Below are 16,191 nucleotides of genomic sequence, written 5' to 3'. Positions count from 1 at the left end.
CAGGGTGAACAGGGGGCGCGCCTAAGTGGGCCGCGGGGGGAGGGGTTAAAAGAAGAAAAACCCGCGGGCAAAAAGGCCCGCCCCCGGGCCAAAGAAACCCCCGGCCGGAAAAAGGGGGGTGGGGAAGGGTTTGGGGGGGGGGGGGGGGGGTTCCCCCCCCCCCCCCCCCCTGCCTATGGACCACCGCATCCCCGACCACCACCCCTCTTCCCGCAGTACACCCTTCCATCGTGGGCCACCCGAAGGTTGGCCGTAAGTACCCCGCTAGACGACCCGCCGCCTCAGCTGCAGAGCGGTACCGCCAGGGGACCACTCAACATCCATATCAAGATAAAGATCTTTTACCAGCCCCCCAGTACCCCCCGAGGACAAGCGGTTCTTTAGCCGCTATCCGGTACTCAATCCCAACCTGACCGTTGCCGGTTAATTAGCCCAACGCGCGAGCGCCCTGACCGAATGGAGCATCCTCTATGCGCTCCTGTTCACCCGTCTAGCCCCCCTCTGGCCGGAGTACGCTGCGGCAGCATCGATCGGTGGAGCTACCGTAGGGGTAGCCATCATCGAGATCGGTTTGCGCCGGCTCTTTCCCTTCGCGTCCAGGACCGTCATTCTAAAGCAGTGGAAGGGTTACGATCCAGGTATTCCATCCGTCGTCCTGGTCGCTACCCTGTTGCTCCTGGGAGCTTCGGCCACCCTATCGTTCACCGGCTCCCGGTCATTGGTGAGTGCCGTAGCTAACCCCCCCTACCCTAGCTAGCAGTACCGCATCGGATAAGCCGGCCGACCAGAAAGGAAGCCTGGCTAAGGCATCGTGGGAGAAGGATGAAGCCGATGTGGCGGGCAGCTATGCCGCCCGCATCACCGCCACCCGTACCAGTACGAGCGGCACGACACGGAGGTTTCAGGGGCGCATAAATCAGCTTAAAGCCAAGAAACGCACGACAGACCGGCGGTACACCACCCGAATAGCTGAACTCGCGCGGGACGAAGCGAAAGCCCTGGCAAGCCGCGGCGAGAAGGTCGCCAGACTCACGGAAAAGCGGGAAGCCGCCCTGACAAAGGCGCGCGATCGGTACCGCGGCGAGCTCGATGCCATTGAGGTAGACAAGGGGAGTACCCGGGCCAACGTCGCCCAGGACAACGAAGCGGCTATGGCAGATCACCAGCTGACCGTAAGCCACCACGGAGGCGGTCTGGCTTGGTTCACCGTCGTGTGCCTGATCGTCCTGTTGGTGTCCATCGTAGTGAAAGAACTTCACCACGCCGGGGCAGGAAATGAGAAACGAGTACAGCCGGACCCCTTTTGCTCTGAGGAAGGCCCGTTACAGTCGCTGTATAAGGTCCTGACGGTCCGTTCACGGCGGGAAGTCTATTGTCTGGCGAAATGGGTGGAGCGGACTACTCCGGACGCCCTAACCCCCCATCCAGTCGCCCGTACTGTGGGAACGGGAGGAAGGCTGGCGGGTGAAGATTACGCGGGCGGCAGAGAGCTACCCGGAAGTGACCGGGGCCACTCCCCTACCCCAGCCAGTGAGCGACCGGGTAGACCCTTTTCAGGCACCTACAACCGACGAGATAGACGCATTTGACAATGAGTCAGATCATGCGTCAGCGGAGCATAACTGGACCGTAAAGCTGGAAACGGAGGAAGTAGCCCCCAGGGAGTCAACCGGGCTAGTGAACGCGTTAAGGCATATCGACGAGCACGACCAGGACGATGGGGACGAGTATGATCAGGACGACGGCGACCGGGACGCGTGTGAGAACTGTGGAGAGGGCTATGACAAAACACGATCCTGGCTACGGTTTTACGGGAAAAATCGCCGAAAGACTTTTCATGCCAAGCAGCATACTGGGGTACCCTCCATTCCGGGAATCGGAGGGAAGCAGTTAGAGAACGAAGTAGGATAAAAGCGCTTCTTAGTGCTTCAAGGAGGTTACTGCTGGATTACAGTAACGAAAAGGGGACCGGTCAACTGACCGGCCCCCCTAGCTTATTCAGGCTGATTAGTCTAGTCGAGGTGGTTGAACGGATCTCGATTGCGTGCGATGATCTTAGTGATCTCTGACTTATTCGACAGGAGGAACCAGCGGACGATGTTCTCGGTCAGGTGACCAACGGGAATTTTTGCAGCCCGCGCCACAGCGTGTAGGGTTTCCTTGGTACTCCTGTCCACGTACAGTTGCTTAGGCCGACTGATGTCCGGGGAGTTGGAGAAGAACCAACCCAGGGCTTCCTTGTCGAAACTGGTGGAGGGCGGCGGGATGGCCTGTTCGATTTCCGGAGCCGTTTCGGGACTGGCTTTAGCGACCACTTTCTTTTTTCTAGGCTCCTTAGTCTTACCCCTCGTTTTCGAAGGTGCAGCAGGAGCGGGGGCAGATGCTGCGGCGGGGGTCGCAGCCGTTGCGGGAGGGGGAGCCGGTTCGGACGGTTTGTTCGGCTCGACCTTGAAATCGTCCTTAAACACGTCGTCAAACTCAGAACCCAGTCCGGGCATACTTACGGGGGTGAACGTACTTTTTGTCTTAGCCATTGGGTATTTATTTAGTGGTCTGGTATAATTCTTCCATGAAGCCACTCAGGTCGATGCTCCGGAAGTTGACGGGGAAAATGGTGCTCCGTGTTTCGGTCCTTTTCAGTTTGACGCTGTACGGAATGTGGTTAGTCAATACGTGAATACCGGCCGCGCGGAATACCTCGTTCTGGGCGGTGATGAGCTCCTCGTGACTGCGCCACAGCACCTTGTTCCAAAAAGCAATAGGCTTAGGTCTTTCCTTTTGGTTGGAGCCGATGCTACCCAGGGCGGTAAGGAACTCGGTCGCGCTCACGAGGCTCATTTCTTCCGGTTCTAAGGGGATGATTACCCGATCAACGTTGCGCAGAATATTCCCCAGTCCTTCGATGGCAACCGATCCAGGTGTATCAATGATGACCGTGTCCGCCGCAATCTTCGGGTGACTGGCTTTCTCGAAGGTGGAGGGCCGGTCGGGAGCCGGACGCTCGAATACATGGTCCATCCTAGATTCAGTGATAGGATAGATTTGGCTCTTTCCACTTTCGGTAAAGGCCCGCATCATCGCTTCGTCCTGTTTGAACCGAGCCAGCTCACGGTCTCGAAGTTTTTTGATGGTGTGCTGGGGATCGTCGGCATCGATCACGACCACACTGTGGTCCTTAACGAAGTACATGTAGCTGGCTAGCATCGTGGCGATGGTAGACTTGCCCACTCCACCCTTCTGGGTAGCTAGAACAATACGGTTGATTTTTTCGCTCATGCTTTATACTTTCTTAGGTAAATATGTACTTATGTACTTACATACTTAAGTAAACAATTAAGTACTTACATATTTAGCTGTATGTTTAATTACTTGTGTGACTATCTGTTTACGCACAAAAGTAAGTACTTGCTTACACAAGCACAAACTTACATACTTGTTGTTTTATGTATTTATGTTTAAATGTATAGATGTGATTAGCTAAATAGGTAAGTAGGTAGAAACACAAATATACAATAACTTACTTACGTGTTTGTGTGTTTATGTTCTGGTGTTTATGCGTGTTTAGTTAAAAAACTAAGCACATAACAACACATGTACATAAAAGATTGGAGTAAATGTAGTGGGTGCGTTGAGCACACATAGATACATAATTATGTGTATAGGCAAATGGTACCAACTAAATCAGCAAACACACTTACATATTTATGTAAGGAACTGAACCTCAAATGGGCATCATCAATCAGTTCATACGACACGTATTTACATAATTATGTAAATACATAGTTTATCTAGTTATATGTTATGTGGGGAGAAATCAGGGGGCCCACCTTCACAAATGCCGATCACCGGTTTATGGTGGCCACGCTCAGGTCACGGCCCACCATACACCACAACCAACCGAAGATGCAGCTCTTCACCCAGCCCCGCAACGTAGCTCGTCACCCAGCTCAAGGAGCCGGCTCGCCCGGCCCGATTTGCCCGCAAATCGGGCCGGGCTCGGGATATGCACATGCACATAGCAAGATGTGACTTTAGCTGGAAAAAAAGCTCCCCTATTTTCTCCCAGCTAAATTCTATCTTGTCTTTTGGACGGAGATGCTCGAAACTCGCACGTCCTGAATTGTCCAAAAGAAGTACCGCGCTGCGGTCAAAAGCCACTATCGTGTCCAAGAATAATCGCAAGGGGAGGCCCCTCAAAGCAGCCACCGAAAAGCTGACCTACCGCACTGAAGTCAACTTGTCTAAGGGTGAGTACGATGCCGTGATGGCCGACTATGACCCCATCTTTTACCCCACTAAAACGGCGTACCTCCGCGCCAGGGTAGTGGACAAGAACATCAAAAAGCGTGTGGTCAATGCCAACCTCGAACGGCTGGAACAAACGCTCGTGAATAGCAATGAAGAGCTAAACAAGCTCGGGGTAAACATCAATCAGATTGCCAGACACCTCAATACTTACAAGAGCGCAGAGTACAAAAGTGAGGTACTTTCCTTGCTTCAATTGTTCCTGTCCGCCGAAAAAGTGATGTATGAAATGCAGGGAACCATCCACGAAATTCACGAGAAATGGTAGCGATAATCAAGACAGGTAAGTCAATTTACGGTGCACTTGCGTACAATGAAAAAAAGGTTCAACAGGGTGATGCTGTCTCTCTGGGAGCCATCAACAGCTTGGCACAAGCCGACCGACAGAGCCTGAAAGAGAAGGCAAATTCCCTGCAAAGTATCGCAGACCGGAACACCCGAACGAAGCGAAATAGCGTCCACATCGCTCTAAGTTTTGCTCCAGAGGACAAGCTGAATGAGCAGCAGTTGCGCAGCATTGCCAATGACTACCTGAAAGGCATCGGCTTCGAGAATCAACCAGCCTACATCTACCGCCATCAGGATACCGACAACGACCACATTCACATCGTCACCACCAACATAACGCGGGAGGGTAAGCGCATCGACGATTCGTTCATCGGGGCCACCAAGAGCGAGGTGACACGCAAGGAGATCGAGGTAGACTACCAACTGGTCAAGGCCGAGGAACGGGGACAAAAGCAGGATAAGGCCCAGCGGCTGTCTGAGCTGAACGCCCCGCAGAGCGGCGACCTGTCCGAGCTACGGACCTACGCCCGCCACACCATCCGCGACACGCTGCAGGTCTACAAGCCTGCCAACATCAGCGAACTCAACGCGCTGCTGCGCGACCGTGACCTAAAGGTGCGCGAAGAGAAGGGGCAGACGCCGGAGGGCGCAGACTGGAAGGGGTATTCGGTCGTGCGAATTGACGTCCGGACCGGAGAGGAAAATTCCGCAGCGATCAAATCGTCCAAGGTCTTCGAGAAGGGGTGGGGGAGTACGCTGGACAAATTACTCGAGCGCAACGGTAAGGCGGCAAGCAGATCACTGGACCAGGTTAAAGGCAGCGTCCGGGAAGCATTCGCGGATGACAGGGCTTCAACCGAGGATGTAAACAAGGCACTCGAAGAACGGCAGATCAGGACCATCCACCATAGCAACCAGGAGGGCCGACGGTTCGGCGTTCACTACGTGGACGAGCAAAGCGGCCACATCTACAAGGCAAGCCAAGTAGGACGGAAGTTCACCGCGGCGGAGTGGAACCGGCGCGAAGAATCCAATACCCTCAGCCTGGAAGATTACAAGGCACTGGTCAAGGACGCCAAGCAATACATCGCCAGCCAGCAGGGAGCGGCGGACTATCAGTCGGTAGCCATCAAGCGACTCAACACAGACGACGTGCTGTTCGCGATGGCTCAACTGGGTCACACCAGCGGCCTCATTCGGCCCTATCTCGATGAGATAGTGGCCTCGGAAAAGAAAAGCTACGACACGGCCCTGAAACGCGACGAGAAGGAGCTAAAAGCCCTCTACTGGGGACTGGCCCAGGTTAAGACGGAATTCAGGGGTTCACTCATGAATAGTCTTGGACTAGAGCGGCAGAACGAGCACATCGTACTGCGTGACAACCAGGAGGTCAGCATACCCAGCGATCAGCTGGAGATAGGGGGTGAGGCAGCGGTGAAACTGAAAATCGGAGAGCTATCATCCGAAGAACGGAGAATGCTGATCGGCGTTGGTCGCTACCGGGGCATCGGAGGTATACCGCTCGACGTGAACCTGACTACGGTGGACTGGAAGTACTGGGAAGGGAAGTTCAGGCCCACCACCGCCGAGAAGCTGGGTGCACAGCTGCACAACAATTACGTCAAGAAGGAACTCACCCTGTTGAGTAAGCGCAACACCGAGGGCGGCGGGATAAATCATCCACTCCTGCAACTGGCGAGTAAGGGGATCCTCGTCAAGCCCACCGAAGCGGGCTACCGGGCGCATATGGTCGGCCAGGAAACGTATTCCTTTCAGGTGCCGGGCAACCTAGCTTCCTCCGTCCACCGGCAGGACTACCGGACGGAGCACTACGAGAAGATGAAGTCCCTGCTGGAAGAGAAGATTGGTAAGACGGCCATCGATGCCATCCAGGAGGCCAAAATCACTGAACTGCGCAGCTCGACGGCCAGGCGGAAGCAGGTACCCAACTCCCTGGTGTTTGAACTGCGCGGCTACCTCATGTCCCAGGGAGCGCACGCCAAGTGGAGCGGACTGTACAAAGTGCTGCAGTCCATGGACCAGGACGAGAACCTAAGTATGGACGAGCGGCGGCAAAATCGGGTGTTGCGTCACTAGGTTAATTAATGGCAAAAGATAATTTGTTATTGCTTAATTTTGTCTGTATACCCTTGCCAAACCACCCACCCATTATGAAAAATACCGGAATCACTTACGAAGCGGTCGCCAGTCGGGAAGACGCTAAGGACTACCTGTTCAGTACACGGGTTATTGAGACAACCCGCGGCTATTACATCGAGAAGGGCCTGACCGCCCGGCAGACGATGGAAGTGATGGGCCTCAGCAAGTATTATGAGGACAATGTTGCGTACTTCGGACGGGCGTTCTCCTACCATCTTCCAAAGGAAGGAAAGGGTAGGGGAGGGGCTAGAAAGAACTCCGGGCGACCAGCGGGCAGCTCCATGTGTCCAGGTTGTAACAAGCTGAGGACCGAGTGTACCTGTTCAGATCCACTAAAGGATCCTGACCCCTATACGCTGCTGCAGGTGGTAACGGAGCCAGCGGGCATAGGGTCGTACTCGGCCATTGTAGCCGTCGAGTCCAGCCCCGGTTACTATAAGGCCTACGAGAAAGAGATAGATCGCTGGCCGACGTGGGAGGACATCCGCAGGACGATGCACGGAGGTACCAAGCTGTCCACCCAGCGGGCCAAGACTTACTTCGACCATCTAAAGCAGAAGTGGGAAGGCTAGTCTTTCTCCATCCGCTCCCTAGTTTTTTCTGACTACCCACACTTACCCATACGATGGCTGCACAGAATGACAACAGCTTCATCATGACAGCAGTCCGCGTAGCGGCCCTATTCCTGATCCTGTTGCACACCTACATTTACTACTACGACTGGTGGCAGCTGCAGGGACTAACGCGCCCGGAGGTCGGGCGCTTCCTCCAACGTTTCCAGCACACCCTGTACTTCCGATCCTATGCCGTGTCCTACGCCGTCCCACTGGTGGTACTGGCGGTGGGCAGCATCGGGGACAAGGGCAAGAAGTCAGAAAACTTGACCTACCGGCAGGTCACCATCACCCTGGTTGTGGGACTACTGGTGTACGGCGCGTCAATGATCGCTTTTTCCATCGAGGATTTACAAACGGCGGGAAGCATCTACCTGGGTTGTCTGGCGACAGGGTGGGCCATACTCGGCGCCGGTCTGGTAAACCTGCGCCGGGTGCTCGACTGGAATCCATCTGATGACATTTTCGGAGACAAGAACCGCAGCTTTCCCCAGGAGGAACGGCTGATCGAAAACCAGTATTCAATCAATCTGCCCACTCGTTACCGGCTAAAGAATAAAGTACGCCAGGGATGGATCAACGTCGTCAATCCCTTCCGGGGAACCATCATCACCGGCACCCCCGGTTCGGGCAAGAGCTTCGCCTTCATCAAGCCCTTCATCCGGCAGATGATCGGCAAGGGCTACACCATGTACGTCTACGACTTTAAGTTTCCGGAATTAACTACGGAAACCTATAACGCCCTGTTAAGCAACGTCGATAAGTACACCGTACCACCCAGCTTCTACATGATCAACTTTGATGATCTAAGTAGAAGCCACCGCTGCAACCCGCTCCACCCGGACCTGCTGCATGACATTACCGACGCCACGGAGAGTGCCAAAACGATGCTGCTGAACCTGAACCGCAACTGGATCACCAAGCAGGGGGACTTCTTCGTAGAATCTCCCGTCAACTTCTTTACGGCGGTGATCTGGTTCCTGCGCCTCTACGAGAACGGCAAGTACTGTACGCTACCCCACGCCATTGAATTTATCAGCCGGGACTACGACGAGATGTTTCCCATCCTCGCTAGTCACCCGCAGATTGCTACCCTGGTCAAGCCCTTTTATAGTGCCTATAAGAGCGGCGCGACCGACCAGCTGGAAGGTCAGATTGCCAGCGCGCGCATTCCATTGTCCCGGCTGGCTTCGCCCTCCCTGTACTGGGTATTGACTGGGAATGACTTCACGCTGGACCTCAACAATCCGAAGGAACCAAAGGTCGTTTGTCTGGGTAATAATCCCGACCGGCAGGACATTTACGGAGCCGCCCTGGGCCTATTTAACAGTCGGATAAGTCGGCTGATCAACAAGCCCGGAAACCTGCCCTCCGCCATGATCATCGACGAGCTCGCCACCATCTACTTCCGGGGGTTGGACAACCTGATCGCGACCGGCCGGTCGAATAAGGTCGCGGTGGTGCTGGCCTTCCAAGATATGACGCAGCTGATCCGCGACTACGGGGATAAGGTGGCGCATTCCATCTTCAACATCTGTGCGAACGTTTTTACCGGGCAGGTGGTGGGAACGACGGCCAAGGATCTGGCCGAACGGTTCGGCAAGACCGAACAGGTCAGGAGAGGGTATAGCCAGAATCGCATGGACACCTCCTTCTCCCACAGTATGGTACTGCAGGAGCGCATACCGTCCAGCCGCATCGCCTCCCTATCCCAGGGGGAGTTCGTGGGTACGGTGGCTGATACCCGCCAGCAGCCGATAGAACTAAAAACCTTTGACGCCGAAGTCCGGCTGGACGAAGCAGCCATTGCCAGGGAAAGTAAGAAGCATCTGCCGATTCCTTACATTCGCGATGTTAGCGAATCCGAAGTACTCGCTAACTTTAATCAGATCAGCTCAGATATCGACTACATTGTCGAAATGGAGCTAGCTAGAATTAGCTAGAATTCAAACGTAACCACTTACATGGGAAGCACCAAAGACAAGGAGGCCATCGCCAATATTCAGCGAGAGGTAGGAGCAAAGATCAAACAGATTCGGGTGGATAATCTGGGAATAACCCAGGATGCACTAGGACAGGTCATCCCCCATTTGGAAGGGAAGAACCTTCAGGTACGAATAGCTTCCCTGGAACGCGGCAACGGGTCAGCGGGAACGATTTATACGGTGATGAGGCACCTCTACAGTCAGGGGGTAAACATCAACTTTCTGTTCGGTGAACAGGAAAGCCCGCTGCGGATCAGCAAGCAGGTCAGCCTGTACCCGGAGAACATCAGCGATCACCTGAAAGACGTACTGCTCACTGCCGGCAACGCCCAGGCGCTGATTCAGGAGATTGTGAGCAACACCAAGCGCGTACAGAATTACGTGAACCGGACCGTTCAAATGGCCGAGGAAGAAGCAGAGCAAGCCCAGGAGAAGGAAACCAACGAGGACAGAAAGCTAAAAGGCAGCAAGTAGTGCCTCCCGCAATTCAAGGGGGTCCAAACTTCTGTTGCGGTGAGCGGTAGACCAGTGGAGGTGAGGACCGGTAGTGCGGCCACTGATGCCCACCGTACCGATCGGCGCGGACTGAGCTACAAGATCTCCCGACTGGACCAGGACTTGAGCTAAGTGACCGTAGGAGCTGGTGAAGCCGTTGAGGTGGTCAATCTTCACGTAGTAGCCCAGCACCCGATTGTAGCCGGTACTCACCCGGCCGGAAGCGGAGGCAACGACCAAACTGCCTAGGGGAGCGGCAATATCTACGCCATCGTGAAACCTATTCTCCCCATCAATGGGATGGACCCGGTAGCCGAAGCCACTGGTGAGCGTAGCGGACCTCCGCAGCGGGAGTCGCCAGGGAATACTTCGATCCAGGCGTAATGTGCCGTCTGCGGCGAGGTATACCACGCATCGCCAGTTATCACAAGTCTCCACCCGTTGAAAGGCATCCAGAGACTGACCCACCAGTGTCCCGGACAGATAGACAAGCACTAGCAGAAAGATGGATTGCCGCATATTTAGCTAAAAATATAGTAAATTCGTATGATCGTAGTTGCACTATAATCTAAATTGGCGGCGGTATGCTACTCTACCCACTATAAAACTACAGAATGAAAGCCGAACAAGGTATAGAAAAGGATGAATTGAACCTGCGCGACGTAACGCGCCTGCTGAACATCGACTACAGTAAACTGGCAAAAGAAGGACAAGTAGAGCAGCTGCTAAACAACGGAATCACCAAAGCCCTGCCCGTCCAGGTCAAGATCGACATTGCCGATAGAAAGGACGTGAGTATCAACACCACGGCACGGCTAGTCCTCGGAACCGATAGGGAAGGCAATCGAACCGTTCAAGTCGTGTTTAAAAACGAAACGCCTAAGCTGGAGAAGTACAAGGACGTAGAGCTTAGTGCCGAGCAGCAGAATCAACTCCGGACCGGAAAAACGGTAATCGTTACGGACTCGAGCCAGCGGGATCACTTGGTCAAATTTGACCAGGAACTTAACCGGGTAGCTGGAATGAAAAAGAGCATCTTCCTGGTACCAGAAAAATTAGGCTCCCCCAAGGAAGGCTACACGGCGCTGAGCACAACGCAGCAGTCCAGCCTAAAGCGCGGGGAGGCCGTTGAGCTAGAGATTGGGGGCAGGAGAGTGACCGCCCAACTTGATCCCATCGAGCGTAAGCTCAACGTGCAGCAGTCTCCCAAAGAGTCGCTGGATTTGAAACCGACTGGTCCCCAACGAAAGACTGGTCCATCACTGTAATTGATGAATATAGAGCAGGCTCGATCCCTCTCCCTGGAGAGCTTCATCAAGCAACTGGGGTACCAGGAAGTAACTAAGGGGAAAAGTAACGAAGCGTGGTTCAGGTCGCCCCTGCGCAACGAGAAAACGCCCAGCTTCAAGGTGGACCGGACTACCAACAAGTGGATCGACTTCGCAGCGGAACTGAAGCAGTATGACATTATCGACTTCGTAAAGGCCTACGGCGAACGGAGTGGGTGGGGGAGTCTCAATACCAGTGAGGCACTGCAACGCATTGCTCAAATTACCGGAGAGCCGCCACGGCATACCACGCGACAAACCCAAGCATCTGAGGTCACATCGGGAGTAAAAAGCCAGCCGGCCAGTAGTCCCGATACGTACCGTATTGACCATATCGGACCGCTGCAATCCAAGAAGCTCGTAGACTACCTCCGGGGACGCAAGCTCCTGATTGGACCCGCCAAGGATTACTTACAGCAGATCCACTATACCTATCTGCGGACCAACCGGCAGTACTACGGGCTGACCTGGACCAACGAGAAAGGAGGCCAAGAAATAAGAAGCCCCCACTTCAAGACGATTATTGGAAATAAGGCACCGAGCATTTTTGAGGTCAAGCACCCCAGGACCATGCCGGGTACGGCAGTGTTTGAGGGTATGACGGACTACCTGACCTATCTCCAACTCGCAAAACGCGAGGTGATGGCCAGGGCCATCGTGATGAACAGCACGGCTACCTACCAACGGGTGATCGAGCTAGTTAAAGAGCGGCCCACCACGGAGCCGGCACATGCGTTTCTCCAAAATGATAAAGCGGGCTTGGAAACTGCCATCAAGCTCAAGCAAGCGCTCCCGCACCTCCAAATTCAAAACCATAGCTATTCCGCTTACGGGGACCTCAACGACTACCTCACGGGCAAGCCGCTAGCGATGGAGGACAAGAAATTCGCACAACAGATACTGGGCAGCGAGTTGAAGCAGGAGGAACTAACTGGTGCGCCGAAGAATGCGAAGAGTATATCAATAAGCTGATACTAGCAAGAACTATTTTTACTCAGCCAGCTTTTTCTCATAAAGTGTTTACTTCGGGTTCGTTAGTTGAGGGTTTTCTTTTCCTGGTAAAATCAGACACTGAGCTTTCTCCGAAAGGGGTAGGGGAGGGGGGCAAGCACGCCAAAAGTGCCGAATTTTTTTCCACACTGCCGATCGTCAAGTTCCTTCCTAGTGCGCTTTGTCCCGACCCAACGCGATCATCTGGTATGACCTACTGTGCCAAAACGCGATCATCTGGTATGACGGAAACGCGATCATCTGGTATGAAAAACGGTAAAACTGATTGTCAAGGTCTAAGATGATAGGTAGAACGCGACCATCTGGTATGCTTTTGGAGTCAAAACGCGATCACCTGGTATGATGTGAAAGAATTACCCCTCCCAACGCGATCATCTGGTATGAGAAAACGCGATCATCTGGTATGAGAAAACCTAAAAGTGCGATCATACGGTATGGCTTTCGCGATCAATTGGTACGACAAACCTATATAACCCTTTATCTTCTTCCTTTATAAATCCTATATTGGTACTGTGGAAAAGAGAAAAAGCTGGCTGAGTAAGAGTCGATTTTTCTGCCAATTTGGCATAAACCAAAATTTTCTGGTACATTTACGAGTAACCGGTTATTTTTGGGTCACGATCATTTAGTATGACTAACACTTATTGTATAAGTTTTTAGTGGGAATTTAGATAATCGGTAGTTTAGTATATCTTTATCGTATTATTTTAAAGTAGCAACCCGTAAAAGCACCCATATGGCAAGCAGCCTAAAGTTTGGCGGCGAATCTTCCGCTGTTGTAGACCGCTACCAGGCCCAAATGCGGGCAGGTCAAGACAAGCATGGTGAGTATGACATCACCTATGCGCATGCTTCTATGTGTCAGGTCTACCTACCCTACCAGAATCTGGACTGTAATCTCTATGAGGTGAGCCAAGGTAACCTCACCATGCGGGTTCAGGGTGCTTCCTACTTCGAGGACGGGGACCGTAACAAGCCAGTCAACCGCGGAGTACCCTACGGTACACGGGCAAGACTGCTTCTTTACCTAATCAACGAACAGGCCATCCTTAATCAATCACCGTCCTTCCATCTGGCCAATAGCTTTAGTGATCTCTGTCGTAAGCTCCATATTCCTGCCAGTGGTAGAAGCATGGGCGAGATCAAGATTCAGCTTGAACGACTTTGCACTTCTTCCTTCTCCCTCGAGTGGAAGAACACTCAAACTAAGGGTATGTATAATTTCTTCATCGTCAAGAGCATCGTCACTAACGGAAGGTCGAAGAATATGGACTACTCCGACGTGGTGAAAGGAAAAAAGGGTTTTCACGTAACCCTAAGCGAAGAATACTGGGAGAGCGTAAAGCGTCAGGGAGTGCCGCTAGATCGGCGTACGATCACGGCTCTGCAGAATAACAGCATGTGTCTAGATATATACAATTGGCTAACTCATCGGCTCTACCGGATACCAAAGGGCAGCAACCAATTTATAACCTGGAAGGCAATTAAGGACCAGTTTGGACACGGCTACGCGAAGATGGACAGCTTCAAGCGTGACTTCCGTAAGAACCTCAAGAACGTCACCCTACAGTACAGAGCAGCGAAAATATCGGAGGTGCATAATAAGGGCTTTCAGCTGTATCCGTCCGCTCCTCCAATCGGAGAATTGATGCCCTTTTAAGACTGTTTTATGACCCTATTACCTAAAGTAATGCGGCTACTTCGTCGAGTATGTGGTCGCCTTTCTACTGCCTGAGCTATACGTAACCAAAGCCAACCACCTCATACTATCAATAGATTCTCACTGCCGCAGGCTAAGCAAGCGGTCAGCGAATTAGTGTAAGCGGGCTACACCCTGGAGTGTACATCGTCACGGCGGAAAAAACACTCCCGTTCTCTATTGTGAAGCAGTAAACCACCGAAGGTGAAACCTTGCGGATAACGATCACACCTGTGGTAAGTCGCTGTAGCGATCTGCCCACGCCCCCCATGGCCCGGCGGCCACCAGTGGTAGCTGCCCACTAAGCGGCCCTACAAAGCCTGCTATGGAAGCCCCGGCAGGCACGTAGAATACTACCAGTAGTCCAAAGTCCAGATCCAGAGCCACGGCCCCCCAGGTCCCCGACCCGTTGGTCTGGAATGAGTGGCCCACCCGTACCGCCGCGGGGCACGGACCCGAGGGAGAGGCCAGCAGGCACCTACCCGGTGCTGGTAGCACTAACCGCACACAGGCCGCTGAGTGAGTGGTCAGCGCGTCCTGCGACTGCGTGGTAGCCTATAACACCGTAAACCGAAGCCTGGTACGTAAAATGGCGCGCACCGCCTGATTGCAGCCGGTAGCACAACCCATGGAGAACGACGGTCCTAGTAACCGAGAAGGTATAGCCCGATACGCTGCCATGGAAGCTACGCGAAACCAAGCACTTACCAAGCGTGAACCTGAAAACGCCCTGCGGGTAACGCCCTGGGGCAGCGGGCACGCAGCAACAGCAGCTACCCGAAACAAGGTAGTAATTGTATAAGGATGGAAGAATGAGGGAGACATAGCAAGAAAAGCATGGGAAAAAAGAAAGCCCGACCGCACGCGCTTGGAACGAGCACAGCTGGCAAGGAACATTTTCTTCACTTAGCCGGGTGGGTGCCGTCTGCCATGTGAAGCCCCGGGAGGTGCGCGTAAGCGTAGGCGACCGACATCAGAGGGAGTTCAAACTGCACAAGCAGCTGCTGGGATCACCATGGTAAACGTCGCCCTCCGGCCCGAACTTGTCGTTCCCAGCGCTCTATGCCAACACTGAATTGTACGAAATTCTCCGCAGGACAGGTCAGCTAAGAATCAAGAGATTACTGCTACGTTCAGGTACGGCACTAGGTAAGCTGGTTTGGAGAATGGGGCCTCCGGTAGGGGAGTTAGGCTGTAGTTACTCGCCGGTACGGTATACGAGCAACTGACAAGCTCGTCCAACTTAAAACAATAAGTTTTAACTTAGCGGCAGTTTACTCACTCCAAACAAGTACATATGTCACAGGTAACAGCAAAAGTCGGCGACGTCGTCCAGCTCAAATCAGGTGGGCCGAAGATGACCATCCGTAAAAAAATTGATGAGGACTACCTCTGCCAGTGGTTCGATATAGAGAACTACAGCAAGGTGCGTGAGGCCACCTTTCCAAAGACCAGCGTAGTGGCCGTGACTAAGGAGGCATCCGGAAATGGAACTTCGTATCCGAAGGCAGGGACCTTTCGAAGCTACGCACCATAGATCGATCAAGCACTCGGATCAAACCTCTTCACCAACTCCCTGAGATGGACCATCGCCCCATGCCATGCGCAATCCCTACACGATACGTGATACTTACGCCATTCTAGCCAACCGAATCAGTCGCTACCACTACGAAGCTGCGGCCGGAGATTTGGATCAGGCCTGTACAACACTTACGGGCATCCCTGAGGCTTTCGAACGGTGCTGGCGCAGCCTGAACACACAGTATGAATGTAGTATGCCACTGTTCTGGCTATACACCCTACACCGGGGATCAGCAGCTGACTTCAACTATACGGACATGCAGTACCGGGTCCAGATCGAAGTGGCCGAAACTGGATGCCGGCAGTACTTCGAGCTGCACTGTACGGGGTGCAAGCGGCAGGCGCGGTGGTGCAGTTGCCAGTTGAGTCCTGAATCACGCAGTACCACTACGGATCTAGGGTAGTGGAGATGCAGACTTAGTTACCTGAAGCGGAAATCACTGGTTCAGGTGCTCCAGGAGAAGGAGCAAGCTGCTGGTTTCGATTTGCCTTGATTTTGATTGTGTGAGTCGAAATCAACCCTCCCGTTAACCCAGTGATCAGGAAGTCGCCGAAGTTACTGCGGGTAACCACTTGGCACGAACCATGACTGGGAGTATTCACTTTCGTGCGAGTAAGGGGAATGAGCCCCCAGAAAGCATAGACCTGCTTGCCCTTGGCATAGGTGTAAACATCACTTTGGGTGCTACGGAACTCACCGACGTCGGTCTTAGTGGTCATGCAAG

At 53.4% G+C, this 16,191-nt stretch carries 15 protein-coding genes; 11 read left to right on the top strand and 4 right to left on the bottom strand.

The genetic code is table 11. The features are described from left to right. Positions 1 to 833 precede the first annotated feature (833 nt). The gene (locus MJQ68_RS17415) at positions 834 to 1,589 is read left to right on the top strand and encodes a hypothetical protein (protein WP_238752444.1); all 756 of its coding nucleotides are present in this window, start codon (positions 834 to 836) and stop codon (positions 1,587 to 1,589) included. A gap of 423 nt (positions 1,590 to 2,012) precedes the next feature. On the opposite strand, the gene MJQ68_RS17410 is transcribed toward MJQ68_RS17415, so the two are convergent. Beyond that, positions 2,013 to 2,534 carry a hypothetical protein gene (locus MJQ68_RS17410; protein ID WP_238752443.1) on the bottom strand — a complete coding sequence of 174 codons (522 nt, stop codon included), beginning with the start codon at positions 2,532 to 2,534 and terminating at the stop codon, positions 2,013 to 2,015. Between the two features lie 7 nt (positions 2,535 to 2,541). Then, positions 2,542 to 3,276 (bottom strand): ParA family protein, encoded by a 735-nt coding sequence (locus tag MJQ68_RS17405; RefSeq protein WP_238752442.1) that lies wholly within the window; start codon positions 3,274 to 3,276, stop codon positions 2,542 to 2,544. A gap of 886 nt (positions 3,277 to 4,162) precedes the next feature. Between MJQ68_RS17405 and mobC the strand changes: the two genes are divergently transcribed. The 5 genes from mobC (at position 4,163) to MJQ68_RS17380 (ending at position 9,826) form a co-directional block, all read left to right on the top strand. Further along, positions 4,163 to 4,573, top strand: coding sequence for a plasmid mobilization relaxosome protein MobC (gene mobC, locus MJQ68_RS17400; protein ID WP_238752441.1), 411 nt, complete (start codon positions 4,163 to 4,165; stop codon positions 4,571 to 4,573). Positions 4,574 to 4,671: 98 nt separating this feature from the next. Beyond that, a complete protein-coding gene (locus MJQ68_RS17395; RefSeq protein ID WP_238752440.1) occupies positions 4,672 to 6,690 on the top strand; it encodes a relaxase/mobilization nuclease domain-containing protein in 2,019 nt (672 codons plus the stop codon). 74 nt (positions 6,691 to 6,764) lie between these two features. Beyond that, positions 6,765 to 7,325, top strand: a complete 561-nt coding sequence (locus tag MJQ68_RS17390) for a hypothetical protein (protein ID WP_238752439.1) — start codon at positions 6,765 to 6,767, stop codon at positions 7,323 to 7,325. 53 nt (positions 7,326 to 7,378) lie between these two features. Further along, complete coding sequence (locus MJQ68_RS17385; protein WP_238752438.1) at positions 7,379 to 9,310, top strand: YWFCY domain-containing protein; 1,932 nt, start codon at positions 7,379 to 7,381, stop codon at positions 9,308 to 9,310. Between the two features lie 21 nt (positions 9,311 to 9,331). Beyond that, positions 9,332 to 9,826, top strand: a complete 495-nt coding sequence (locus MJQ68_RS17380; protein ID WP_238752437.1) for a hypothetical protein — start codon at positions 9,332 to 9,334, stop codon at positions 9,824 to 9,826. Here the strand turns inward: MJQ68_RS17380 and MJQ68_RS17375 are convergent. After that, positions 9,809 to 10,258, bottom strand: coding sequence for a M23 family metallopeptidase (locus MJQ68_RS17375; protein ID WP_238752436.1), 450 nt, complete (start codon positions 10,256 to 10,258; stop codon positions 9,809 to 9,811). The genes MJQ68_RS17380 and MJQ68_RS17375 overlap by 18 nt on opposite strands. A 203-nt stretch (positions 10,259 to 10,461) precedes the next feature. Between MJQ68_RS17375 and MJQ68_RS17370 the strand changes: the two genes are divergently transcribed. From MJQ68_RS17370 to MJQ68_RS17350, 5 genes are all read left to right on the top strand, one after another. Beyond that, positions 10,462 to 11,115: a DUF3945 domain-containing protein gene (locus MJQ68_RS17370; RefSeq protein WP_238752435.1), complete on the top strand. Its 654-nt coding sequence runs from the start codon at positions 10,462 to 10,464 to the stop codon at positions 11,113 to 11,115. A 3-nt stretch (positions 11,116 to 11,118) separates the two neighbouring features. Continuing rightward, positions 11,119 to 12,147 (top strand): toprim domain-containing protein, encoded by a 1,029-nt coding sequence (locus MJQ68_RS17365; RefSeq protein ID WP_238752434.1) that lies wholly within the window; start codon positions 11,119 to 11,121, stop codon positions 12,145 to 12,147. A gap of 775 nt (positions 12,148 to 12,922) precedes the next feature. Continuing rightward, positions 12,923 to 13,846 (top strand): replication protein RepA, encoded by a 924-nt coding sequence (locus tag MJQ68_RS17360; RefSeq protein WP_238752433.1) that lies wholly within the window; start codon positions 12,923 to 12,925, stop codon positions 13,844 to 13,846. Positions 13,847 to 15,182: 1,336 nt separating this feature from the next. After that, on the top strand, positions 15,183 to 15,422 hold the full coding sequence (locus MJQ68_RS17355; protein ID WP_264759018.1) for a YodC family protein: 240 nt from the start codon (positions 15,183 to 15,185) through the stop codon (positions 15,420 to 15,422). Between the two features lie 64 nt (positions 15,423 to 15,486). Then, entirely contained in the window at positions 15,487 to 15,870 is a 384-nt protein-coding gene (locus MJQ68_RS17350) for a hypothetical protein (RefSeq protein WP_238752431.1), read from the top strand. 13 nt (positions 15,871 to 15,883) lie between these two features. On the opposite strand, the gene MJQ68_RS17345 is transcribed toward MJQ68_RS17350, so the two are convergent. Next, positions 15,884 to 16,186, bottom strand: a complete 303-nt coding sequence (locus MJQ68_RS17345; RefSeq protein WP_238752430.1) for a hypothetical protein — start codon at positions 16,184 to 16,186, stop codon at positions 15,884 to 15,886. Positions 16,187 to 16,191 lie beyond the last annotated feature (5 nt).

The sequence above is a fragment of the Neolewinella maritima genome (assembly GCF_923081025.1).
Classification (GTDB): domain Bacteria; phylum Bacteroidota; class Bacteroidia; order Chitinophagales; family Saprospiraceae; genus Neolewinella; species Neolewinella maritima.
Note: the sequence above shows the minus strand (reverse complement) of the source record. Positions and strands in the feature narration are given on the sequence as shown.

Coding starts and splice junctions, on each gene's coding strand:
- MJQ68_RS17380 (WP_238752437.1), top strand. CDS start 9,332: ATGGGAAGCACCAAAGACAAGGAGGCCATCGCCAATATTCAGCGAGAG.
- MJQ68_RS17410 (WP_238752443.1), bottom strand. CDS start 2,534: ATGGCTAAGACAAAAAGTACGTTCACCCCCGTAAGTATGCCCGGACTG.
- MJQ68_RS17385 (WP_238752438.1), top strand. CDS start 7,379: ATGGCTGCACAGAATGACAACAGCTTCATCATGACAGCAGTCCGCGTA.
- MJQ68_RS17360 (WP_238752433.1), top strand. CDS start 12,923: ATGGCAAGCAGCCTAAAGTTTGGCGGCGAATCTTCCGCTGTTGTAGAC.
- MJQ68_RS17355 (WP_264759018.1), top strand. CDS start 15,183: ATGTCACAGGTAACAGCAAAAGTCGGCGACGTCGTCCAGCTCAAATCA.
- MJQ68_RS17390 (WP_238752439.1), top strand. CDS start 6,765: ATGAAAAATACCGGAATCACTTACGAAGCGGTCGCCAGTCGGGAAGAC.
- MJQ68_RS17345 (WP_238752430.1), bottom strand. CDS start 16,186: ATGACCACTAAGACCGACGTCGGTGAGTTCCGTAGCACCCAAAGTGAT.
- MJQ68_RS17405 (WP_238752442.1), bottom strand. CDS start 3,276: ATGAGCGAAAAAATCAACCGTATTGTTCTAGCTACCCAGAAGGGTGGA.
- MJQ68_RS17370 (WP_238752435.1), top strand. CDS start 10,462: ATGAAAGCCGAACAAGGTATAGAAAAGGATGAATTGAACCTGCGCGAC.
- MJQ68_RS17350 (WP_238752431.1), top strand. CDS start 15,487: ATGCGCAATCCCTACACGATACGTGATACTTACGCCATTCTAGCCAAC.
- MJQ68_RS17365 (WP_238752434.1), top strand. CDS start 11,119: ATGAATATAGAGCAGGCTCGATCCCTCTCCCTGGAGAGCTTCATCAAG.